The organism is Bacillus sp. NP157 (assembly GCA_018889975.1).
Classification (GTDB): domain Bacteria; phylum Pseudomonadota; class Gammaproteobacteria; order Xanthomonadales; family Rhodanobacteraceae; genus Luteibacter.
Genome location: CP076546.1, coordinates 2,567,433 through 2,587,857, shown reverse-complemented (window position 1 = coordinate 2,587,857; position 20,425 = coordinate 2,567,433). Strand labels below are relative to the sequence as shown.

General features: G+C 68.6%; 23 protein-coding genes. 10 read left to right on the top strand and 13 right to left on the bottom strand.

Translation table 11 applies throughout. The features are described 5' to 3' along the window. Positions 1-40: 40 nt before the first annotated feature. From KPL74_11925 to wrbA, 3 genes are read right to left on the bottom strand one after another with little or no spacing between them, the layout of a single operon-like run. Positions 41-1,687 carry an acyl-CoA dehydrogenase family protein gene (locus tag KPL74_11925; GenBank protein QWT18450.1) on the bottom strand — a complete coding sequence of 549 codons (1,647 nt, stop codon included), beginning with the start codon at positions 1,685-1,687 and terminating at the stop codon, positions 41-43. Positions 1,688-1,742: 55 nt separating this feature from the next. Continuing rightward, positions 1,743-2,072 carry a DUF2069 domain-containing protein gene (locus KPL74_11920; protein ID QWT18449.1) on the bottom strand — a complete coding sequence of 110 codons (330 nt, stop codon included), beginning with the start codon at positions 2,070-2,072 and terminating at the stop codon, positions 1,743-1,745. Then, positions 2,069-2,671 (bottom strand): NAD(P)H:quinone oxidoreductase, encoded by a 603-nt coding sequence (gene wrbA, locus KPL74_11915; protein ID QWT18448.1) that lies wholly within the window; start codon positions 2,669-2,671, stop codon positions 2,069-2,071. The genes KPL74_11920 and wrbA overlap by 4 nt, the downstream gene beginning before the upstream one ends. An 80-nt stretch (positions 2,672-2,751) precedes the next feature. On the opposite strand from wrbA, the gene KPL74_11910 reads away from it, so the two are divergent. The 3 genes from KPL74_11910 to KPL74_11900 are packed head-to-tail and all read left to right on the top strand — an operon-like array spanning position 2,752 to position 4,749. Next, positions 2,752-4,017 carry a YihY family inner membrane protein gene (locus tag KPL74_11910; GenBank protein ID QWT18447.1) on the top strand — a complete coding sequence of 422 codons (1,266 nt, stop codon included), beginning with the start codon at positions 2,752-2,754 and terminating at the stop codon, positions 4,015-4,017. Continuing rightward, positions 4,014-4,478 (top strand): TlpA family protein disulfide reductase, encoded by a 465-nt coding sequence (locus KPL74_11905; GenBank protein QWT18446.1) that lies wholly within the window; start codon positions 4,014-4,016, stop codon positions 4,476-4,478. The genes KPL74_11910 and KPL74_11905 overlap by 4 nt, the downstream gene beginning before the upstream one ends. A gap of 1 nt (position 4,479) precedes the next feature. After that, positions 4,480-4,749 carry an acylphosphatase gene (locus tag KPL74_11900; protein ID QWT18445.1) on the top strand — a complete coding sequence of 90 codons (270 nt, stop codon included), beginning with the start codon at positions 4,480-4,482 and terminating at the stop codon, positions 4,747-4,749. Here the strand turns inward: KPL74_11900 and KPL74_11895 are convergent. Both KPL74_11895 and KPL74_11890 read right to left on the bottom strand, forming a co-directional pair. Further along, positions 4,746-5,192 carry a copper chaperone PCu(A)C gene (locus KPL74_11895; protein QWT18444.1) on the bottom strand — a complete coding sequence of 149 codons (447 nt, stop codon included), beginning with the start codon at positions 5,190-5,192 and terminating at the stop codon, positions 4,746-4,748. The two genes, KPL74_11900 and KPL74_11895, sit on opposite strands and share 4 nt — an antisense overlap. Before the next feature lie 4 nt (positions 5,193-5,196). Continuing rightward, positions 5,197-5,808 carry an SCO family protein gene (locus tag KPL74_11890; protein QWT18443.1) on the bottom strand — a complete coding sequence of 204 codons (612 nt, stop codon included), beginning with the start codon at positions 5,806-5,808 and terminating at the stop codon, positions 5,197-5,199. 81 nt (positions 5,809-5,889) lie between these two features. Here KPL74_11890 and KPL74_11885 point away from each other — a divergent pair, with 81 nt between their 5' ends. Then, on the top strand, positions 5,890-6,264 hold the full coding sequence (locus KPL74_11885) for a DUF423 domain-containing protein (protein QWT18442.1): 375 nt from the start codon (positions 5,890-5,892) through the stop codon (positions 6,262-6,264). Here the strand turns inward: KPL74_11885 and KPL74_11880 are convergent. Genes KPL74_11880 through KPL74_11870 form a run of 3 tightly spaced genes read right to left on the bottom strand, consistent with a single transcriptional unit; the run spans position 6,250 to position 8,887 of the window. Next, positions 6,250-6,453: a hypothetical protein gene (locus KPL74_11880; GenBank protein ID QWT18441.1), complete on the bottom strand. Its 204-nt coding sequence runs from the start codon at positions 6,451-6,453 to the stop codon at positions 6,250-6,252. The two genes, KPL74_11885 and KPL74_11880, sit on opposite strands and share 15 nt — an antisense overlap. A gap of 6 nt (positions 6,454-6,459) precedes the next feature. Continuing rightward, positions 6,460-7,329 (bottom strand): SPFH domain-containing protein, encoded by an 870-nt coding sequence (locus tag KPL74_11875; protein QWT18440.1) that lies wholly within the window; start codon positions 7,327-7,329, stop codon positions 6,460-6,462. A 55-nt stretch (positions 7,330-7,384) separates the two neighbouring features. Further along, the gene (locus KPL74_11870) at positions 7,385-8,887 is read right to left on the bottom strand and encodes a transglutaminase-like domain-containing protein (GenBank protein ID QWT18439.1); all 1,503 of its coding nucleotides are present in this window, start codon (positions 8,885-8,887) and stop codon (positions 7,385-7,387) included. Positions 8,888-9,010: 123 nt separating this feature from the next. Between KPL74_11870 and purT the strand changes: the two genes are divergently transcribed. The 5 genes from purT (at position 9,011) to KPL74_11845 (ending at position 15,770) form a co-directional block, all read left to right on the top strand. Beyond that, positions 9,011-10,192, top strand: coding sequence for a formate-dependent phosphoribosylglycinamide formyltransferase (gene purT, locus KPL74_11865; protein QWT18438.1), 1,182 nt, complete (start codon positions 9,011-9,013; stop codon positions 10,190-10,192). 67 nt (positions 10,193-10,259) lie between these two features. Then, positions 10,260-11,978, top strand: a complete 1,719-nt coding sequence (locus tag KPL74_11860; protein ID QWT18437.1) for a hypothetical protein — start codon at positions 10,260-10,262, stop codon at positions 11,976-11,978. A gap of 5 nt (positions 11,979-11,983) precedes the next feature. Beyond that, positions 11,984-12,817, top strand: coding sequence for a hypothetical protein (locus KPL74_11855; protein QWT18436.1), 834 nt, complete (start codon positions 11,984-11,986; stop codon positions 12,815-12,817). A gap of 98 nt (positions 12,818-12,915) precedes the next feature. Further along, positions 12,916-15,255, top strand: a complete 2,340-nt coding sequence (gene mrcB / locus KPL74_11850) for a penicillin-binding protein 1B (GenBank protein QWT18435.1) — start codon at positions 12,916-12,918, stop codon at positions 15,253-15,255. Positions 15,256-15,257: 2 nt separating this feature from the next. Continuing rightward, entirely contained in the window at positions 15,258-15,770 is a 513-nt protein-coding gene (locus KPL74_11845) for a hypothetical protein (GenBank protein ID QWT18434.1), read from the top strand. 9 nt (positions 15,771-15,779) lie between these two features. On the opposite strand, the gene hemE is transcribed toward KPL74_11845, so the two are convergent. The 4 genes from hemE to KPL74_11825 form a co-directional block, all read right to left on the bottom strand. After that, positions 15,780-16,850 (bottom strand): uroporphyrinogen decarboxylase, encoded by a 1,071-nt coding sequence (gene hemE, locus KPL74_11840; protein QWT18433.1) that lies wholly within the window; start codon positions 16,848-16,850, stop codon positions 15,780-15,782. After that, a complete protein-coding gene (locus KPL74_11835; protein ID QWT18432.1) occupies positions 16,840-17,091 on the bottom strand; it encodes a WGR domain-containing protein in 252 nt (83 codons plus the stop codon). The genes hemE and KPL74_11835 overlap by 11 nt, the downstream gene beginning before the upstream one ends. A gap of 78 nt (positions 17,092-17,169) precedes the next feature. Next, positions 17,170-18,234, bottom strand: coding sequence for a 3-dehydroquinate synthase (gene aroB, locus KPL74_11830; protein ID QWT18431.1), 1,065 nt, complete (start codon positions 18,232-18,234; stop codon positions 17,170-17,172). Beyond that, a complete protein-coding gene (locus KPL74_11825; GenBank protein QWT18430.1) occupies positions 18,234-18,764 on the bottom strand; it encodes a shikimate kinase in 531 nt (176 codons plus the stop codon). The genes aroB and KPL74_11825 overlap by 1 nt, the downstream gene beginning before the upstream one ends. A 7-nt stretch (positions 18,765-18,771) precedes the next feature. Here KPL74_11825 and KPL74_11820 point away from each other — a divergent pair, with 7 nt between their 5' ends. Beyond that, positions 18,772-19,617 (top strand): NAD(P)H-binding protein, encoded by an 846-nt coding sequence (locus KPL74_11820; GenBank protein QWT18429.1) that lies wholly within the window; start codon positions 18,772-18,774, stop codon positions 19,615-19,617. Here the strand turns inward: KPL74_11820 and KPL74_11815 are convergent. Further along, a complete protein-coding gene (locus KPL74_11815) occupies positions 19,599-20,420 on the bottom strand; it encodes a hypothetical protein (protein ID QWT18428.1) in 822 nt (273 codons plus the stop codon). The genes KPL74_11820 and KPL74_11815 overlap by 19 nt on opposite strands. Positions 20,421-20,425: the final 5 nt, after the last annotated feature.

The following is a 20,425-nucleotide window of genomic DNA, read 5'->3' as shown; positions in this document are numbered from 1 at the left end:
GGAAACGGAGCGGGCGGTCATTCTACCGCCCCGGGCGTGGTTACGTGGCGGCGCCCGTCGCGAGCAGGCTGTCGTCGTCGTTGGCCGGCAGTGCCAGCCGATCGAGGCCGCGGGCCATGAACCGGCGGCAGGCCGCGCCTGGCCTGGGGTCGCCGGCGGCATCGCCCCAACTGGCCGAGCGGGCGAGCAGGGCGGCCGCCATGCAGCGCGCCAGCGTGAAGGCGATGCCGCGTGCCGATGCTTCCAGCGAGGCGCGGTCGCCGACCACGTCGCCGAGCAGGGTCTCCGCCGTATCCAGCGTCGCCAGGATCGCCTTGCGCTCCGGCGTGTTCGTCGGCAACAGGCCCATCACCGCGGTGCGCAACGGCGTCACGCCGGCGCTGCCCACGGCACGCAGCATGTCCAGCGACAGCACGTTGGTGGTGCCTTCCCAGATCGCATAGACCTGCGCGTCGCGCAGGAGCTGGGGCAGGCCGGTGTCTTCGATGTAGCCCGCGCCGCCGAAGCATTCCAGCGCCTCGGAAACCACGCCGATCGACGCCTTGGCGGTCCACAGCTTGGCCAGCGGCGTCAGCAGGCGGAGCAGGGCAGGCTCATGTGACTCGCCCAGGCCGCGCTCGGTGCGGCCGAGCAGTTCCGCCACGTAGAACGCCAGCGAGAACGCGCCTTCGAACGTAGCCTGCATGTCGGCCAGCGTGCGGGCGTGCAAAGGCTGGTCGATCAGGCGGGCACCGAAGGCGCTGCGCCGCGTAGCGTAATCGCGGGCGAGCGTGATGGCCCGCGACATGCTCGCGACGGCGCAGACCGCGTTCCACGTCCGCGTGACGTTGAGCATGGGTGCCACCTGGCGCACGCCGTGTTCCAGCGCACCCACCGGGGTGGCGGGCAGCCCGTCGAGATGCACTTCGGCGGTCGGCAGCTCGTGGGTGCCGAGCTTCCTCTTCAGCCGGTCGATCGTGATCCCCTGCCACGCACCGTCGGCGTCCTTCGTTTCAACGTAGAACAGGGCGAGCGCCGAGGTGCCGGTACCCGCGCCTTCCGGACGGGCGAGCGCGAGCGCCGCTTCGCCGACCACGGCCGAGCTGAACCACTTGCGGCCATAAAGGCGCCACCGGCCATCGGCATCCTGGCGCGCCACGGTCTCCGTGCGGCCGACGTCCGAGCCGCCAGGGGTTTCCGTCATCCACTGGCCCGATAGCCAGAACTGCGCTGCTTCGCGACTGAGGAAATGGGGCAGGGCACGCTCGATCAGTGCCTGGTTACCCGAGGCCTTGATCGCCGTGGCCGCGCCATCGGTCATCGCCAGCGGGCAGCAATAGAACTCGCTGGCAGGGTGGTAAAGGTAGACACGCGCGAACTCTTCGACGCGCGACCACGGCGATTCGCCATGCCCCGCGGCGAGCACCGCGTGCTGCGTGGTGATCGCAGGACCCTCTTCCCACGCCGGCGTCAGCGCGATCCGGTCGACCCGGGCACCCCATGCATCCCACTGGGTGAGCACAGGCTCCGTGCGCGGCGTGTGCTGGCGGCGGTCGTAGGCATCCAGCGCGTAGTCGCCCAGCGCGTCGAGGTCGGGTGCGCACGCGGCGAGGCGGTCGACCGGCAAGACGTTACCCAGCCACGCGTCGAGCACGCGGTCATCGCGGAACGGGTGCGCCAGGCGTGGCGCGTCTTGCAGGAAACCCATCGTGCACCTCGGCATCGGCTGATTCGCCTAGGGTGCACCGAGATGCGGTGGGGGTCTAGGTACGCCGCCGCACGCCAACGCCCAGCACGCCGATCAACAGCAGGCACAGCGCGATCTCGACGAAGCCCAGCCAGCGATCGCCGGTCGAACTCCACGCCTCCGACACGCCGTGGCAGAAGTAGAACAGCGCCAGCGTACCCACCCAAAGCAGGGCGCGGGTCACGTTCGGCAGGGACAGCAGTGGCAGCAACAGCGGCGGCACGGTCAGCAACAGGGCGACCCACGCCGGGATCGAGACGGGCGGATACAGCGTGTACCAGAGCAGTTGCACCGCGAGCAGCGCCGCCCACGCCGCCAGCCCGACCTTGCGCAGGCGAGGGCTCATGCGGGGATGCCCAGCCGCCGTGCGATATCGGCAAGCCGCTTGCCCAGTGCGCGGGCCAGTTCGCGCTCGTGGTCGCTGATGCCGTTGTCGCCGCGATGCCCCGCCACGTGGCTTGCGCCGTAGGGCGTGCCACCGGTGGTCGTGGAGGACAGGGCCGGCTCGGTGTACGGGATGCCCACCAGCACCATGCCGTGGTGGAGCAGGGGCAGCGCCATGGACACCAGCGTGGTTTCCTGGCCGCCATGCATCGTGCTGGTCGAGGTGAACACCGAGGCAGGCTTGCCGGCCAGCGCGCCCGACGCCCACTCCGCGCCGGTGGTATCGAGGAAGTACTTCAGCGGGGCAGCCATGTTGCCGAAGCGGGTGGGGCTGCCCATGGCCATGCCCACGCATTCGACCAGATCCTCGCGGTTGACGTACGGCGCGCCTTCCTCCGGCTCGGGCGGCATGGCCGTTTCCGTGACCGGTGCCACCGGTGGCACCTGGCGCAGGCGGGCGCGCATGCCGGGCACTTCCTCCACGCCGCGGGCGATGAGGCGGGCGAGCTGGGCCGTGTGGCCATGGCGGCTGTAGTAGAGTACGAGGATGTCGTGGGACATGGATGGGCGCCTTCGAGGAGGCGCTAGTCTCGCAGAACTGCCCAGACGTTCCCAATCTTCCGGGACTTCAAAGGATGCACATGCCGCTGCGCTTCGACCGCGACCGCGCCCTGAGCTTCACGCGCTTCACCTGGCTGCGCTTCGTCGACGACAAGTGCTTCGAGACGGCCGGTGCGCTGTCGTACACCACGCTGGTCTCGCTGGTGCCGCTCACGGTGGCCGTCTTCGCCATCCTCTCCGCGTTCCCGGTCTTCGCCGAGTGGCGAGGCAGCCTGGCCAACTACGCGTTCCAGAATTTCGTGCCGGCCACCGGCATCAAGATCCAGGAATACATGCTTGCGTTCGCGGACAAGGCCAGCCAGCTCACCGGCATCTCCATCCTCGTGATGTTGTTCAGCGCCGTGTCGATGATGGTGAGTATTGAGGATCGGCTCAATCGGATCTGGCGCGTGCGCAAGCCGCGCGGCTGGGGTTCGCGCCTGCTGCTCTACTGGGCCGCGTTGACGCTTGGCCCGATCCTCGTGGTCGGCGGACTGGTGCTCTCGTCGTACCTCACCGCGCTGCCCATGCTGCACGAAGCCGCGGACCAGATCGCCAGCCAGGGTGGCCTGCTGAACCTGCTGCCCTTCGTCATCACCTTCGTCACGCTGGTGCTGATGTACACGATGGTGCCCAACCGCCGCGTGTCGTGGCGGCACGCCGCCATGGGCGCCTTGCTTGGCGCGATCCTGTTCGAGGTAGCACGCTGGGGCTTCACCGAGTTCATCCGCCATGCGCCCACCTATGAAGAGATCTATGGCGCGCTCGCCGCGATCCCGATCTTCCTGCTGTGGATCTACCTGTCGTGGATCATCGTGATCCTCGGCGCCTCCATCGCCGCGTCGATCTCCGCCTTCGAATACACGCGGCCGCACGACGCCCTGCCGGAAGGCGCCGAGTTCATCGGCCTGCTGGTCGTTTTGCAGCACTTCGTCCAGGCCCAGCGCACGGGTGAAAGCGTCGATCCGGCCACGGTGCGCATCTGCGATCCCTACCTGCCATCGAACGCCATCGCCGGCTATTTCGAGGACCTGCAGAAGGCCGACATGATCCAGCGCGGCGAGGCGGGTGGCTGGTTGCTTAGCCGCAGCCTCGACGCAACCGAACTGCTGCGCGTCTACCGTTGCACCCATTACCGCCTGCCGCTGCACCCACGCGAGCAGGTCGAGCGGCTGGGCATCCGCCTGCCGGACGACCTCATGGTGCTGCTCGACCAGCTGGCCGCCGCACTGGATGCCACGCTGGGCGCACGGCTCGACCATTTGTTCCCTCCTCCCGTCGTTCCTATCGAGGATTCCCCCGCATGATCCGCCGCCTCATCGCCGCCATGGCACTCGCCGCCGCCATCCCCGCCATGGCCTCCACCACCAGCCCCGAGCTGAAGGTGAAGACCCTGGACGGCAAGCCCTTCGACCTGGCCGCGCAGCGCGGCAAATGGGTCATCGTGAACTACTGGGCGACGTGGTGCGTGCCCTGCATCAAGGAAATGCCGGACATCTCCGCGTTCGTGCAGTCACGCAAGGACGTCACCGCGATCGGCCTCGCGTTCGAGGACAGCGATCCTAAGGACATCCGCGCCTTCCTCGAAAAGCATCGCGTGGCGTACCCGATCGCGCAGCTCGACGTGATGGCGCCGCCGAAGGACTTCGACAGCCCGAAGGGCTTGCCGACCACCTACCTGATCGCACCGGACGGACACGTCGCCAAGCGCTTCGTCGGTCCCGTGGACGGTGCCAAGCTTAGCCAGGCGATTGCCGGGAGCCCATGACATGAAAGCCGCGCGGTTCATCGTTCGAGGCAGGGTGCAGGGCGTGTTCTTCCGCGCGGCGACGCGCGACCAGGCGGTCGTGCTGAAGGTCACCGGACACGCGCGCAACATGCTCGACGGCAGCGTTGAAGTCGTCGCCTATGGCGAGGCGGCCGCGATCGACCGGCTCGAGGCATGGCTGCACGATGGACCGCCGACGGCCGACGTGCAGGAGCTGTTTCGCGAAGACCTCGGCGTGCACGAGGTGCCGGTCGATTTCCTGATCGGCTAGTCGGTGGGCCCGGTCGCATTGGCCGGGCGCGCCACGAACGTCACCGGCAGCTTGCTGCCGTCGGCGAACTCGAAGGTCACCATGACCTTGTCGCCGGCATTCACCGGCTTCTTCGGCTGCATCAGCATCACGTGGTAGCCGCCGGGGGAGAACGCGACCTTGCCCCCGGCCGGCACGGGCACCTTGTCGACCATCTCCATCCGGCCCATGCCGGTTTCGGTGCTGCTGCGATGGATCATCGCGTCGGCATACGCCGGGCTCTCGGCGCCGGTCACGGCCACCGCATGGTCGGCGCTGTTCGCCAGCGTGACGTAGCCACCGGCCGGGAGGCCGCCTGGCAGGATACGGATCCACGCATCGCTGGCCTTCACCGCGGCACCGTCGGCGGCATGGGCGGAGCCCGTGGCGAGCAAGGCGGCGAGGACGATCGTCCGGGTCAGCATGGCATCAGGTTCCGAGCGAGGTGAGCAGGTGGAGGTCGTGGACGATGTCGTCCTGCGACGCGGACGGCGTGGCCAGCAGGCGAGCCTTGCCGTCCGCATCGAAGAAATAGATCGCCGAGCTATGGCTGACGTCGTAGTTGCCGTCGCCACGGTCGGGTTCGCGCGTGAAGGCGGAACGGTAGCGCTTGGCCAGTGCCTCGACGTCCCGCTCGGAGCCGACCAGGCCAACGGCACGCTTGTCGAACGCGTTGACGTAGCTGTGCATGATCGCCGGCGTGTCGCGCGCGGGGTCGACGCTGACGAACAGGATACGGACCTTGTCCGCCGGCGCGCCGAGCCGGTCGAGCACGACGTGCAACTGGGTCAGGGTCAGCGGGCAGACGTCGGGGCAGTGCGTGTAGCCGAAGTACATGATCGCGATCTTGCCGCGGTAGTCCGCGCCGGTCACGGCCTTGCCGTTGTCGTCGGTGAGGCGGAAGTCGAGGTCGGGCAAGTGGCCGGCCACGTCGTTGAGGCGCCAGTCGGCCTGCGGCTCGCGCTGGCATGCGGCAAGCGGCAGCAAGGCGACAAGGCCAAGCAGGAACAGGAAAGCCCGGCGGCGCGGGGACGGCTTCATGCGACACTCCGTTGACGAACCCGCGAAGCATACGCCACCCATGCCTGCGCCACGGCGCAGGCACCACCGGAAACCCCCGTCATGCGACAACCTGTCAGTACCCTCGCTGCCGTGCTCACGGGCCTTGCCGGCGCCAGCGCCGTGGCGTTCGGTGCGTTCGGCGCACACGCCTTGCGTGGCGTGGTCGACGCCGACGGCCTCGCCATCTGGCACACCGGCGTCGAGTATCACTTCTGGCACGCACTGGCGTTGTTCGCCGCCGTCGTCGGCCTGCCGCCGGGCCGCGCGCGCAACGCAACCCTGCTGCTGTTCGGCGCCGGCACCGTGGTCTTCTCTGGAAGCCTCTACGCGCTGGCGCTGGGCGCGCCACGCTGGTTCGGCGCCATCACGCCCATCGGCGGCGTGGCCTTCATCGCCGGCTGGATCGCCACCGCCCTGTCCTTAAGAAAATCCTGATCCATCCTCGGTGTCATCCGCCACCGACGCAGCGCTCGCCTTCATCCTGCCCGCACGCCGCAACGCATCGCGCAGCACGTATTCGATCTGCGCATTCACCGAACGCAACTCATCCTCGGACCACTTCTGCATGGCCTCGAGGACGGTCGCGCTGATGCGCAGCGGATAAGCTTTCTTTTCTGCCGACACGCGACCTCAGCTATACAGCGACCCGGCGTTGACCACCGGCTGCGTGGAGCGGTCGCCGCAAAGCACGACCAGCAGGTTGGAGACCATCGCCGCCTTACGCTCTTCGTCCAGCTCGACGACGCCTTGCGCACGCAACTGTTCGAGCGCCATCGCCACCATGCCGACCGCACCTTCCACGATGCGGCCACGTGCCGCGACGATCGCGCTGGCCTGCTGGCGCTGCAGCATCGCCTGGGCAATTTCCTGGGCATAGGCGAGGTGGCTGATGCGCGCTTCGACGACCTGCACGCCAGCCTTCATCAGCCGCGCTTCGATTTCCTTGCCGAGATGGTTGTTCACCTCATCACCGTGGCTGCGCAGGGAAGGGCGCCCATCGTCATGCGTGTCGTAGGCGTAGCTCTGGGCCATCTGGCGCAGCGCCGACTCGCTCTGGATCTGCACGAAGTTCTCGTAGTCGTTCACGCAAAACACCGCTTCGGCCGTGTCCACCACCTGCCAGACGACGATGGCGGCGATCTCGATCGGATTGCCGTCGTTGTCATTGACCTTTAGCCGGCTGCTCTCGAAGTTGCGCACGCGCAGGCTGACCGGGCGGCGCGAGTAGAACGGATTGGTCCAGCGCAGTCCCTCTCGGCGCTCGGTGCCGGTGTAGCGGCCGAACAGCTGCATCACCTGGCCCTGGTTGGGCTGGACCTGGAAGAACCCCTTGGACAGGAACGCCAGCAGGCCGATCAGGATCGCGCCCATGAAGGGCATCTGCGGCACGCCCTGGCGCGACGCGCCAGCCAGGACGATGCCGACGGCGGCAAGCCCGAGCAAGACGAGGACGACCAGCGCCGGTATGCCGGGCAGGGAGGAGGCAGGACGTTCGTTCATGGTGGCGGCCCCTGAAGTTGTGGGGCGATGATATCTAAATGATATCAGATGTCAATCAGCCGCCACCCTTTGCGCCCATGCCGACGAAGCTCGCACCCTCGGTCATGCTGGGTGCCGGCATGTCCATCAACGACGAAGCCGCCGTAGCCCGTTCGATGCGGATGTTGCCCAGCACGCTCATCGACCGGAAGAAGCGCCACGGGTCGCCGCTGCCGACGCCCAGTGCGATGTGGGTCGCATCGAAGCGGCGCTGTGCGGAGTCGAAGCTGACCCAGCGATTTTCCACCCAGGCCTGGGTCCAGGCATGCGGCACGAACACCCGCGAGGCACCGCCGAAGCGGTCGACGTAGACAACGCCGGTGACCACGCGGGCCGGGATGCCGAGCGCGCGGGCCATCGCGGTCAGCAGCACCGCGTGCTCGGTGCAGTCGCCGCGGCGGCTGTGGATCGTTTCCAGCGCGGAGGCATAGCCGACGTCCAGCCCTTTCTCGTCGATGTAATCGGAGAGGAACGAACGCAGGCGGCGCATCCGTTGCAGGTCGGACCTGGCGTCGCCGACCACGCGTTTAGCCAGGCTGACGACTTCGGGCGATTCGGATTGCACCCACGGGTTGGCCATGGTGTCTTCCGCGTCCGGGCCCGGCTCGGCCTGGTTCGCCGTCGCGTAGCCGACATCGACCTGGAACAGGCCATCGCCCATGTCACGTACGTGCTGCTCGTCGGTTTCGATGAACGGGCTGGGGTGATTGCCGCGCACGCTGATCATGTAACGGACGGGGGCATCGCGCAGGTTCGCCGTCATTGGCCGCGGTGACTCGACCATCGCCGCACGCAGCAGGTCGACGTCCTGGTCCGGCGCATTCGCGCAGGCCTCGTCGCAGGCGGCCATTTCCATGTGGAAGCCAAGCAATGGCGCGATGCCACGGCGCACTTCACCGTTGTCGTTCACCCAGATATCCACGACCTGGGTGCCTTTGGAACCGGCCAGGGTCTGGCGGATGTGATGCAGCGTTTCGCGCCCCTGGGGCAGGTCGACGACTTCGTCGCCGAGGACATCCATGTCGACCGTGGCGACCTGCTGCTTCACCGGGTCGAAATTGCGGGTCTGGTAGCTGGTGCCTGGGCGGAAGCCGTGGCGGACCATGGTCAGGCGCTGGCCCTCGACCAGGGTCGCCCCGGTGGGCCAGACCAGCAGGTTCACCCGGGCCTGGCCGCCGACGGTGTTCGAGACCTGGAAGGCGCCGTCCTCGCGCAACTGCCCGTCCACCTCGTTGGCCTGGCTGGACATGTCGGTCTTCGCCGTGAACGCCAGCGGTGCGCCCACGGGCGATTCCACCGAAAGGACCTCGGTACGCATCACCAGCGGGGTCTTGATCCGGGTGAGGCGGAAGTCCAGCGCCTGGGTCGTGGTGACCTTGTCGGCCACCTCCTCCCGGTCAATTTTCAGCTTGCCGACCTTGCGACCGTCGAGCATGACGGTCATCCAGGTTTCCGTGGCCAGCGCGCACGCCGGAGCCAGGCACAGCAGTACGGCGAGAACAGCCTTCGAGCGTCTCATGGGCGTACTTCCGGATTGTCGGGGACAAGTGCATAACACCACGTTCAGCGGCCGAGTCAAGCCCCCCATTCGTAGGGTCCCGGACCGTTAGAATAGGGGCTTCCCAACCTGGATCGACCGCTCATGAAAACCTTCGGCACGCCGCACTCGCACACCGCTTTGAAGGTGCTCTTGCTGGGCTCGGGCGAACTGGGCAAGGAGGTCGCGATCGAGCTGCAGCGTTTCGCCGTGGAAGTGATCGCCGTCGATCGCTATGCGAATGCCCCGGCCATGCAGGTCGCGCATCGCAGCCACGTCATCGACATGCTCGACGGCGCGGCATTGCGCGCGCTGATCGAGCAGGAGCAGCCGCACATGGTGGTGCCGGAGATCGAGGCGATCCACACGCCGACGCTGATCGCGATGGAGAAGGAAGGGCTTAAGGTAATCCCGACGGCGAAGGCCGCGTGGCTCACCATGGATCGCGAAGGGATCCGCCGGCTGGCGGCGGAAGAGCTCCGCCTGCCGACCTCGCCGTACCGCTTCTGCGATACGCGCGAGGCATTCGATGAAGCCATCGCTGCGCTCGGTACGCCTTGCGTCGTCAAGCCGGTGATGAGTTCGTCGGGCAAGGGGCAGAGCGTGGTGCGCACGCCGGCCGATGCCGGCAAGGCGTGGGATTACGCGCAGTCCGGTGGACGCGCCGGCAAGGGCCGGGTCATCGTCGAGGGCTTCATCGATTTCGATTACGAGATCACCTTGCTGACCGTGCGCCACCGCGATGGCGTGTCGTTCTGCGCACCGATCGGGCATCGCCAGGAAGACGGCGACTATCGCGAGTCGTGGCAGCCGCAGCCGATGAGCGATGCCGCGCGCGCGTCCGCCGAACAGCAGGCTGATGCCATCACGGCCGCGCTGGGCGGGTGGGGCGTCTTCGGCGTCGAGTTCTTCGTGCGCGGTGACGAAGTGATCTTCTCCGAGGTGAGCCCGCGTCCGCACGACACGGGCCTGGTCACGCTGATCTCGCAAGATCTTTCCGAATTTGCGTTGCACGCCCGCGCCATCCTCGGCCTGCCGGTGCCCGAGATCCACCTGTTCGCACCCGCTGCGTCATGTGCCGTGCTGGTGGAAGGCGAGGGCCACGCGCCGACCTACCACGGCATCGCGGATGCCCTGGCCGAGACGGGCACCATGCTGCGGATCTTCGGCAAGCCGGAAGTGCGTGGTCGCCGGCGGATGGCGGTGACCCTTGCCCGCGCCCCGAACGTCGACGAGGCCCTGGAAAAAGCCAAGCGCGCCGCGAGCCGGATCCGCGTCGAGCTCTAAGGGCGCCTACAACGAGCGTTCACGCCCGAATGTTAAGCTGGCGCGCTCCAATGGATGATGCCTCGCCATGAGCGGACGCCGCGATCACGAACGGACCGAGCCCACGCTCGGGCGCCTGGACGACCTGGACAAACCGGCCGCGCCGGTCGACGACGGCTTGCCGCGCATCGTGGTCGACGAGCCGCGCCGGGGTGGTGCCATGCCGCCGCCACGCGCACGTCCGCCCCAGCAGCCGCGCAAACGCGGCTGGCTCATTCCCCTGCTCGTGCTCTTGCTGATCGGCGTAGCCACCGCGCTGTACCTGCAGCAGGATCGCCTGCGCGGCATGGTGCCCAGCACCGAACTCAACGACACGCTCAGCCAGGCGAATGCCGCGCTCGCCGCCGGCAAGCTTGATGGCACGAATGGCGACAGCGCGCGCGAGCTGTTTGAAAAGGCGCGTGACCAGCAGCCGGATAGCGACCAGGCTCGCGATGGCCTGCGCCGGGTCGGCCAGGCCGAAGTTGCCCGCGCCGACGGTGCGTTGAATGCCGGCAACCTCGACGAAGCCGAGGCCGCGCTCAACGTCGCCCGCGAACTGCTTGGCGGCGGCAACGATGTCGAGCAGCTTTCCCAGCGTCTTTCCCAGGCGCGCAATCCGCAGCAGCAGACCGAGTCGCTGGTCGATCGCGCCCAGCAGGCGCTGGCTGCGGGCAAGCTCGATGGCGACGATGGCGCGGGTCCGCTTTACCGGCGCGTGCTCGATGCCGACAAGAACAATGCGGTGGCCGCGCGCGGCCTGGACAAGGTCGGCGACGCGCTGGCCATCCAGGCGCGCCAAGCCATCGCCGATGGCGATCGCGCGAAGGCGAACGGCATCGTCGATCGCATATCGATCCTCGTGCCCGGCTACAGCGATCTTCCGTCGCTGCGTGCGGCGCTGGCCGAGAACCGCAAGCAGGACGACCAGGCGGTGGCGACGCTCGTGCAGCAGGGCAACGATGCGATGCGCGCCGGGCGCTTCACCGGCGACGGCGACGACAACGCGCTGTCGCGTTTCCGCGCGGCGCTGGCCGCTGATCCGGACAACGCCGACGCCAAGGCCGGCCTGGGCCAGGTAGCCCAGGCGCTGGTGGTGCAGGCCAACGCGGCGATCGACAGTGAAGACGACGACCAGGCCACGCGCCTGCTCGACCAGGCGGCGAAGCTGGCACCGAAGTCGGCCGAACTGCTCGCCGCGCGTGCACGCATCGCGGGAGCAGGGTCGGGCACGGGCACGGGTGGCAAGGCGGCGCCGGCGCCGGCTGGCAAGCTGCCGGTAGCTGGCGACGACACCGCGCCGGAAGCGTCGATGGCGGTCAGCCCCGAGCAGAAGGCCCGAGTTGCCGCACTGGTGCGCCGTGCGCAGCAGGCCGCCGCGCATGGCGACATCATGGATCCGCCGGGCGAAAGCGCCTACGACCTCTATCGCAACGCGTTGTCCATCGATGGCAACGACCCCGCGGCGCGCGCTGGCTTGCAGGGCCTGCCCACCCTCGTGGAAACGCAGATGCAGCAGGCCGTCGCCAATGGCAACGTGCGCCGCGCCGAAGACCTCTACGCGACGCTCTCCGACCTCGCCCCGGGCGATGCGTCGCAGGGCGACCTGCGCCATAAGCTGGGCAGCGCGTGGATCGACAACGCCGTGCAGCGGGCCGCGCAGGGCGATCGCCAGGGCGCGTTCCAGGCACTGGACCGCGCGCGCAAGTACGCCCCGGACGACCCGCGCCTGCAAGCCACGTACGAACGCATCGCGACGGGCCGTTGAGTCGCATGACGGTCCTGGTCATCGGCGCATCCAGCCAGATCGGATGCTTCCTCTTGCCCCGCCTCGACGCGCTCGACGTGCCGTGGCTAGGACTCAGCCGGCAGCCACGCATCGACGATCCCCGCTGGGTCACCGGCGGCTTGCCCGCCTCGATGCCCGAGCTTCCCGCGCTACGCGCCATCCTGTCGGCCGGCCCGCTTGACCACCTTGCCGACTGGTTGGCCGCGACGCGCCTCGAAGGCACGCCACACATCATCGCGACCTCGTCGATGAGCGCGGAAAGCAAGCGCGATTCCGACGTTCCCTACGAGCGCGAGCTGTCCCGGCGACTGCGCGATGCCGAGACCCGGCTTATCGCCACCTGCGCATCGCGTGGCATGCCGTGGACGTTGTTCCGTCCCACCCTTGTCTACGGCGCGGGCCTGGATCGCAGCATCACCCCGATCGTCCAGGCCGCCAGCCGTCGGCGCGTGTTCCCGTTGCCCGCGGCGCGAGGGCAGCGCCAGCCGGTGCACGCCGACGACATCGCGGCGGCCTTCGTCGCCGCGCTGGCCACGGCCCGGGCGCGCGGGAAGACCTTCCCTATCGGCGGTGGCGAGCGTCTCAGCGCCGCGGAGATGTTCCGTCGGGTCCGGCGCAGTGCGGGGGTGGTGACGTTCCCGGCACCCGTCCCCCGCTTCGTGATGACCCTGGCGGGGCTGCTTCGGCCCGACCTGCGCGGCGCGCTGCAGCGGCTAGATAGCGACCTGATCGCCGACAATCATGAGCTGGAGGCCCTGCTGGGCGTGCATCCGCGGCCGTTTTCGCCTCGCCCGGAGACCTGGCGCCGCCCGGCCTAGGCTGGCGCCGCCATCGCTTCGCCAGCATCCGTTCAGATGCCTGCCGGCCTTGTGCCCCTATCATCCCCGTACGTCTCCTTCCCCAGGACTTCCCCGCGTTGGCTTTCCTCCATCGTCTTGGCTCCATCCTGCGTGCCAGCTGGCCGTGGCTGCGCATCCCGTTCTGGCTCGTCATGGGCCTGCTGTTCGGGTTCCTGCTGCCGTACACGCTGATCCTCAATTCCCGCCTGCAGGATCGCTTCAACGACCTGGTGTTCGCGGTGCCCACCCGTGTCTATGCGCGCCCGCTCCTGCTGGAGCCGGGCCGGGCGATGACGCCTGCCGCGCTCGAGCTCGAGCTGACCTTCGCCGGATACACGCCTGACGGCGCGGGCAAGGTGCAGGGCAGCTACTCGAAGAACGGGGCGCGTTTCATCATCAACTCACGCGGCTACGCCGGTCCCGACGGTGGCGAGTTGTCGCATCGCCTGCGCGTGTCGCTGGCCAACGGCGAGGTCGCCTCCGTCGTCGACGACGTGAACGGCAAACCGATCAAGGCGATCCACCTCGATCCCGCCCGCATCGCGACGTTCTACGGCGCGGACCAGGAAGAGCGCCGCATCGTCCGCCTGGAGAACGTGCCGCCGTTGCTGGTGCAGGGCCTGCAGGCGGTCGAGGATCGCGACTTCAACCATCACATCGGCCTGGATTTCTCGGCCATCGCGCGCGCGTCGTTCGCCAACCTGCGCGCAGGGCATGCCGTGCAGGGTGGCTCGACCCTTACCCAGCAGCTCGTGCGCAACCTGTTTCTCGACCGCAGCCAGAACTTCCTGCGCAAGGGCAACGAAGCGATCCTGTCGCTGCTGATGGAAGCGCATTACCCGAAACACCGCATCCTCGAGGCCTACGTCAACGAGGTGTTCCTCGGCCAGCAGGGTAACCAGGCCGTGCATGGCTTCGCTGCCGGCGCCGAGTTCTTCTTCGGCCGGCGCATGGAAGACCTGCGGCCGCAGGACATCGCGCTGCTGGTGGGCCTGGTCAAGGGCCCCAGCTATTACGATCCGCGCCGCTACCCCGACCGCGCGCTGTCGCGCCGCAACCTCGTGCTGCGCCAGTTCAATGAAACCGGCCTGCTCGACGACGCCGCGATGAAGGCGGCGCAGGCCTCGCCGCTGGGCATCGCATCCAATGCGCAGCTGCCGCACAACCGTTTCCCGGCGTTCATGCAGCTGGTGCGCTCGCAGATCCTCGCCGACTTCGACGAGAACGCGTTGCGCGACGGCAGCCTCAGCATCTTCACGACGCTGGATCCGGCGGCGCAGCTCTACACCGAGCAGGCGATCCTCACCACGGCCAAGGCCCTGGGCAAGCGTGGCGCGGCTGCGCAGGCGGCGGCGGTGGTGACCGACGTCAACGACGGTAGCGTGCTCGCGGTGGTCGGGTCGCGCGATCCGGGCGAGCAGGGCTTCAACCGCGCGCTCGATGCACGCCGTTCGATCGGCTCGCTGGTCAAGCCGCTGGTGTACCTGGTGGCCCTGGCGCAGCCATCGAAGTGGACGCTGGCCTCGATCGTCGACGATTCGCCGATCAACATGCGCCAGCCCGATGGCACGATGTGGACGCCGAAGAACGACGACCACGAGATCCACGGCCAGGTACCGATGCAGGATGCGCTGGTGCATTCGTGGAACCTGGCCACGGTGAACCTCGGCCTGCAGGTCGGCCTGCCGCGGATCAAGGGCTTCCTCGAGTCGTTCGGCCTGGAGGGCGTGAATCCGAGCCCGTCGCTGCTGCTGGGCGCGGTGGATCTGTCGCCACTACAGGTGGCGCAGTTGTACGAATACATCGCCGCCGATGGCCATGCGTTGCCGCTGGTTGCCGTGCGTGGCGTGATGGACAACAAGGGCCAGGCGATCAAGCGTTACGACGTGAAGGTCGGCGAGGGCGAATACCAGGCGGCCACCCGGCTCACGACCTGGGCCATGCAGCAGGTGGTCACCAGCGGTACCGCCGCGGCGATCGGCGCGTCCAGCCTGGGCTCGCTGCACGCGGCCGGCAAGACCGGTACCAGCGACAGCCAGCGTGACAGCTGGTTCGCGGGCTTCACCGGCGAGCACCTTGCGGTGGTCTGGATGGGTCGCGACGACAACAAGCCGACCGGCCTGTACGGTGCCACGGGCAGCATGCGCGTGTGGCAGGAGCTGTTCCGCAAGCTGCCGACCCGTCCGCTGTCCACGCAGCCGGGCGACGGCCTGGAAATGGCGTGGGTGAACACCCAGACCGGCAAGCGTACCGACCCGTCCTGCCAGGGCGCGCGCCAGTTCCCGTTCGTGCCCGGCTCCGAGCCGGAACAGGAGCAGGGCTGTTTCTGGCAGCAATTCAAGGGTATGTTCGGCGGCGGTGATGAAAGCCAGTCCCAGCCGGCGCAGTCGCCCGTTCCCAGTAATCCTACGGATTGACCATGCATCGCTTTCGTTATTGCGCCATTGCCGCCGCCGTCCTCGTCACCGCCTGCAGCCAGCCGGCCCCGCCGCAGGCGACACGCCCCGTTGCGCCCACCTACGACATCGTGGCGCAGATCCGCGCTGCCGGTGAGCGCGAGAAGTCCGCCATCGAAGTGGCGCCGCTACGCGATCCGGGCGTGCAGGGCCTTGAACACGCCGCGCAGGCGGATGAGCGCGCCGGCAAGTACGACGATGCCGACGCCAAGCTGGCACAGGCCCTGAAGCTTGCGCCGGAAGCGCCGGAGCTGATCCAGGATCGCGCGGAGATCGCCGTGCGCAAGCAGGACTATCCGACGGCCGAGAAGCTCGCGAAGCAGTCGTTCGAGATGGGTCCGAAGTCGGGCAGCCTGTGTGCCCGCAACCAGCAGACGATCTACGAGATGCGCATGCAGGCGGGCGACCAGACGGGCGCGATGGCGGCTCGCACCGAGCTGGGCAAGTGCCACATCGCCGGGCCTAACCGCTTCTGAAGCGCCCGCTTAAGCGCGGACCCGACGCCCATGCTCGTGCACCGTCTCGACCAGCACGCGCACGTTGTCCGGATCCACTTCGGGCGTGATGCCATGGCCGAGGTTGAACACGTGGCCGGGGTGATTGCCGTAGGCATCGATCACCGCGCGCGCTTCGCGCTGGACGATCTCCGGCGAGGCGCGCAGCACGGCGGGATCGAGGTTGCCCTGTAGCGCGACGCGGTCGCCGACGCGGCGGCGGGCTTCGCCGATGTCGATCGTCCAGTCGACACCCAGTCCCGTGCAGCCGGTGTCGGCGAGTGCTTCCAGCTGGCCGCTGGCGCCCTTGGAGAACAGGATCACCGGCAGGTCGCGGCTGGCGTCGTCGGCTTTGAGCGCGTCGACGATCTGTCCCATGTAACGCAGCGAGAATTCGCGGAAGGGCGTCGGCCCGAGCAGGCCGCCCCAGGTGTCGAAGACCATCAGCGCCTGGGCGCCGGCGCGTGCCTGTGCGATGAGGTAGGCGGCGACGGAGCGGGCGATCGTGTCGAGCAACTGGTGGGCGAGCGCAGGTTCGTTCCAGGCCAGTGCCTTGACCCGGGCGAAGTCACGCGAGCCTTCGCCTTCGACCATGTAGCAGGCGAGCGTCCACGGGCTGCCGGAGAATCCGATCAGCGGGACGCGGCCATCGAGTTCCTTGCGGATCAGGCGCACGGCATCCATGACATAGCGAAGCTCGCCGTCCATGTCCGGCACGGCGAGGGCACGGATGGACGCGGCGTCACGCAGGGGGCGTGCGAAGCGTGGGCCTTCGCCCTGCGCGAACGTCAGGCCGAGGCCCATCGCGTCGGGGATGGTGAGGATGTCGGAGAACAGGATGGCGGCGTCGAGGTCGAAGCGCGCCAGCGGCTGCAGCGTCACCTCGCAGGCGTACTCGGGATTCGTCGCCAGCCCCATGAAACTGCCGGCCCGTGCGCGGGTTTCGCGGTACTCGGGCAGGTAACGGCCCGCCTGACGCATGACCCAGAGCGGCGTGGTGTCGGTCGGTTCGCGGCGCAGTGCGCGGAGGAAGCGGTCGTTGCGAAGCACGTCAGCGGCCATGCGCTGACTCCTGGCCCTGGCTGAACATGACTTTGAAACCTTTCTTGATCTGGGCGTCGCGGGCTTTTTCGAACGCGGCGAGGGCGGCATCGCGTTCCAGGTAGACGTCGCGCTTGAGCGTTGCCTTGCCACCCTGCGTGCCGCTCTCACGGTATAGGGTCCAGCCGCCGAGCAGGTCCTGTTCGAGCGTGAGCTGGGCGTAGCGGGGGGCTTCATTGCCCGCCGCTGGCATGGTTTGCATGTATATCCGCATTACATCGACCTGGATGACGCAGTAGCCGGGCATTGTAGAGCATGTGGCGGCGTGGGCCGCCGGCCGTCAGAGGACGGCGAGTACGTCGGCGTCGGCGACCCCGGCGACGATTTCGGCCTTGCCGATGCCGCGCCAGAGGATCAGGCGGAGGGTGCCGGCGGTGTTTTTCTTGTCGAGGCGCATCAGGTCGAGGATGCGGCTGGCGGCGTGGACGCGGCTGGGTTCGGTGGGCAGGCCGAGTCGTTGCAGCAGCGTGACCAGGCGTTTGCTGTCGGCGTCGTTGGCCATGCCGAGCCGCGCGGACAACCGGGCCGCCAGCACCATGCCGATGGCGACGCCTTCGCCGTGCAGGATCTCGCTGTAGTTACCGGCGGTTTCCAGGGCGTGGCCGAACGTGTGGCCGAGGTTGAGCAGCGCGCGTTCGCCCTGTTCGGTTTCGTCACGGGCGACGACGCCGGCTTTATAGCGGCATTTCCGCGCGATCGCTTCGACCAGCACGGCTTGCTCGCGCGCGCCCAGCGCGTCGGCATTGGCTTCCAGCCAGGCGAAGAACGGTTCATCGCCGATGGCGGCGCCCTTCACGATCTCGGCGACGCCAGCGAGGTATTCGCGCTGCGGCAGCGTGCGCAGCACGTCGGTGTCGGCGACCACGGCGCGCGGCTGGTGGAACGCGCCGACGAGGTTCTTGCCGGCCGGCAGGTTCACGCCGGTCTTGCCGCCGACCGAGGAGTCGACCATCGCGAGCAGGGTGGTCGGCACCTGGATGAAGTCGATTCCGCGCATCCAGCATGCGGCGGAGAAGCCGGCCAGGTCGCCGACCACGCCGCCGCCGAGGGCGATGACACAGGCGTCGCGCGTGGCGCCGGCCGTCGCCAGGGCGTCGAGCACCTTGCCCACGTTGGCGAAGGTCTTGTGCGTTTCGCCGTCGTCGATCAGGTGCGAGGTCCAGTGCAATCCGTCGAGCCCCCTGGCGAGTGCGTCCAGGTAGAGCGGCGCCACCGTCGTATTGCTCACCACGAGCACATGGCGGCCACGGATCCGCGCACGCCAGCGCGCGCTGTCGCCGATCAGGCCGGGGCCGATCCAGACCGGGTATTCGCGGCCAGCGAGTTCGACATCCACGGTCTGCATCAGCTGCGCCTCCAGTGGCGGTCGAGCAGGGCGACGGCGCGTGGCACCGCGTCGTCGACGTGTTCGTGGCGGCCTCGGAACACGAGGTCGGCCACTTCTTCGTAGACATGGTTGCGCGTGTCGGCCAGCGCTTCCAGGCGGCCGCGGCGGTCGCCGCCGGCGATCATCGGGCGGGCGGTATCGTGCGCCAGCCGGTCGAGCTGTTCGTCGACGTCCACCGCCAGCATCAACACGGTGCCACGGGTCATCAGCGTCTCGCGGTTCACCCCGGCCATCACCGCACCGGCGCCGGTCGCGAGCACGATGCCCTGGCGAAGGCTAAACTCGTCCAGGTGCGCGGTTTCCCGTGCGCGGAACGTGGCCTCGCCCTCGCGTTCGAACATCGTGGCGATCGAAATGCCATGGCGTTTCTCGATTTCCACGTCGAGGTCGACGAAGGGCAGGCCGTAATGCGCCGCGAGGCGCTGGCCGATCGTCGTCTTGCCGGCACCCGTGGGGCCGATGAGGAACAGGTTGGGCGAAGGATTCATCGCTCCCATGCTAACAACAAGCTACACACCGCTGCATGCCGCCGTGCTCATCGCGGGCGCTGGCGACGTCGGGCTACGCACCGCGCGCCGACTCGCCGCACAGGGCGCGCCCGTCTACGCACTGCGTCGCCAGCCGCCCGCGGAGGCACCCGATGGCGTCCGTTGGCTACGTGGCGACCTGACCAACCCGGCGACGCTGGCCGAGCTGCCCGCGGTGGGCACCGTCGTGTTCGCGGCGACCCCGGATGCGCGCGACGAAGCGGCGTACCGCGCCATCTTCGTCGACGGCCTGCGCCATCTGCTGGAAGCCCTGCCAGCGCCGCCCGCGCGGACGATCTTCGTGTCGTCGACGGCGGTTTACGGCGAGCACGGCGGCGCCTGGGTCGACGAGGCAACGCCACCGGCGCCGCCCGGGTTCAACGGCAGGGTGCTGCGCGAAGCGGAGCAGTGGCTCGCGCAGGCGGGCGTGGGTGGGGTGGCGGTGCGCCTGGCCGGCCTGTATGGCCCGGGTCGCACGCAGCTGCTGGACCGCTTGCGCAAGGGCGAGGCGGGCGCGCCGCGTGGCCAGGGCATCTATGCCAATCGCATCCACGTGGACGACGCGGCCGCAGCCATCGCGCATATCGCCACGCTCGAAACGGTCGCGCCCGTGTATGTCGGCGTCGACGATACCCCGCTGCCGATCGACGTGCTTTACGACGCCCTCGCCCGCCTTGTCGGTGGCCCTGCGCCACCCGATGGCCCCGCGCCGGCGGGCGTAGGTAACAAGCGGCTAAGCAACGCCTTGCTTCGTGCGACGGGTTTCCGCTGCCGCTGGCCGGATGCGCGCGAGGGCTACGCGGCGCTGCTTTGAAGCGGACGCCGCTGCTCGTCCAGCCGGATGAGCAGGTCGGCCTTGCCCGGCAACGTGGCAAGCGCGTGGCGGCTGAGGCGCTCGTAATGCTGGAGGAACCGTGCCAGGGTGGCGTTGTCCATCGCCCGTGGTTCGCCGCGGTCACGCCGCGGTGCCTCGGCCTCGCCGCGCCAGCGGGCGACGATGTCCCAGGATGGCGCCGCAAGCACGACCAGGCCATCGATCGCCTGCCACAACGGGCGATACGCGGCCAGTTGGGCGTTGACCCAGTGTCGCCACGTGCCATCCGCGTCCTCGTCGCGTTCCAGTCCGTTCACCGGCGCGGCCAGCGCCGCGGGATCCTCCGGTTCGACACCCAGGCACCAGCCTTCGAGCACCACCAGCGTCGGCACTTCCGGCACCTCGGGCCATAGCGCCGGGTCGTAGCGGTCATCGTGGCCTTTATCGAACCGGGGGATCGAGACCGGGCGGTCCGCGGCGGCCTTGCGCAGCGCATCCAGCGTGGACGCCAGCAGCGCGATATCGTGCGTGCCCGGGACGCCGCGGGTGCGCAGCAGCGGATGCACCTCGCGGGACAGCGCCTCGCGCTCCGCGTGCGTGCGATAGCCGTCGTCCAGCGAGAGCGCCACGGCACCCCAGCCACGCCCGGCGGCGGCGTGGATCAGGCCTTCGGCCAGCGTGCTCTTGCCGCTGCCCTGCAGGCCCGAAATGCCGAGCAGGAAGGGCTTCTCGGCGCGCGCGATCGCTGCGGCGAAACGCCCGAGGACCCCTTCGGCCAGCGTGCTAGCATCGGTCGATTCCATAGCGA

Bases quoted from the DNA above. Each gene is read 5' to 3' on its own strand.
- KPL74_11925 (QWT18450.1), bottom strand. From the start codon at position 1,687: ATGGGTTTCCTGCAAGACGCGCCACGCCTGGCGCACCCGTTCCGCGAT.
- KPL74_11920 (QWT18449.1), bottom strand. From the start codon at position 2,072: ATGAGCCCTCGCCTGCGCAAGGTCGGGCTGGCGGCGTGGGCGGCGCTG.
- wrbA (QWT18448.1), bottom strand. From the start codon at position 2,671: ATGTCCCACGACATCCTCGTACTCTACTACAGCCGCCATGGCCACACG.
- KPL74_11910 (QWT18447.1), top strand. From the start codon at position 2,752: ATGCCGCTGCGCTTCGACCGCGACCGCGCCCTGAGCTTCACGCGCTTC.
- KPL74_11905 (QWT18446.1), top strand. From the start codon at position 4,014: ATGATCCGCCGCCTCATCGCCGCCATGGCACTCGCCGCCGCCATCCCC.
- KPL74_11900 (QWT18445.1), top strand. From the start codon at position 4,480: ATGAAAGCCGCGCGGTTCATCGTTCGAGGCAGGGTGCAGGGCGTGTTC.
- KPL74_11895 (QWT18444.1), bottom strand. From the start codon at position 5,192: ATGCTGACCCGGACGATCGTCCTCGCCGCCTTGCTCGCCACGGGCTCC.
- KPL74_11890 (QWT18443.1), bottom strand. From the start codon at position 5,808: ATGAAGCCGTCCCCGCGCCGCCGGGCTTTCCTGTTCCTGCTTGGCCTT.
- KPL74_11885 (QWT18442.1), top strand. From the start codon at position 5,890: ATGCGACAACCTGTCAGTACCCTCGCTGCCGTGCTCACGGGCCTTGCC.
- KPL74_11875 (QWT18440.1), bottom strand. From the start codon at position 7,329: ATGAACGAACGTCCTGCCTCCTCCCTGCCCGGCATACCGGCGCTGGTC.
- KPL74_11870 (QWT18439.1), bottom strand. From the start codon at position 8,887: ATGAGACGCTCGAAGGCTGTTCTCGCCGTACTGCTGTGCCTGGCTCCG.
- purT (QWT18438.1), top strand. From the start codon at position 9,011: ATGAAAACCTTCGGCACGCCGCACTCGCACACCGCTTTGAAGGTGCTC.
- KPL74_11860 (QWT18437.1), top strand. From the start codon at position 10,260: ATGAGCGGACGCCGCGATCACGAACGGACCGAGCCCACGCTCGGGCGC.
- KPL74_11855 (QWT18436.1), top strand. From the start codon at position 11,984: ATGACGGTCCTGGTCATCGGCGCATCCAGCCAGATCGGATGCTTCCTC.
- KPL74_11845 (QWT18434.1), top strand. From the start codon at position 15,258: ATGCATCGCTTTCGTTATTGCGCCATTGCCGCCGCCGTCCTCGTCACC.
- hemE (QWT18433.1), bottom strand. From the start codon at position 16,850: ATGGCCGCTGACGTGCTTCGCAACGACCGCTTCCTCCGCGCACTGCGC.
- KPL74_11835 (QWT18432.1), bottom strand. From the start codon at position 17,091: ATGCAAACCATGCCAGCGGCGGGCAATGAAGCCCCCCGCTACGCCCAG.
- aroB (QWT18431.1), bottom strand. From the start codon at position 18,234: ATGCAGACCGTGGATGTCGAACTCGCTGGCCGCGAATACCCGGTCTGG.
- KPL74_11825 (QWT18430.1), bottom strand. From the start codon at position 18,764: ATGAATCCTTCGCCCAACCTGTTCCTCATCGGCCCCACGGGTGCCGGC.
- KPL74_11820 (QWT18429.1), top strand. From the start codon at position 18,772: ATGCTAACAACAAGCTACACACCGCTGCATGCCGCCGTGCTCATCGCG.
- KPL74_11815 (QWT18428.1), bottom strand. From the start codon at position 20,420: ATGGAATCGACCGATGCTAGCACGCTGGCCGAAGGGGTCCTCGGGCGT.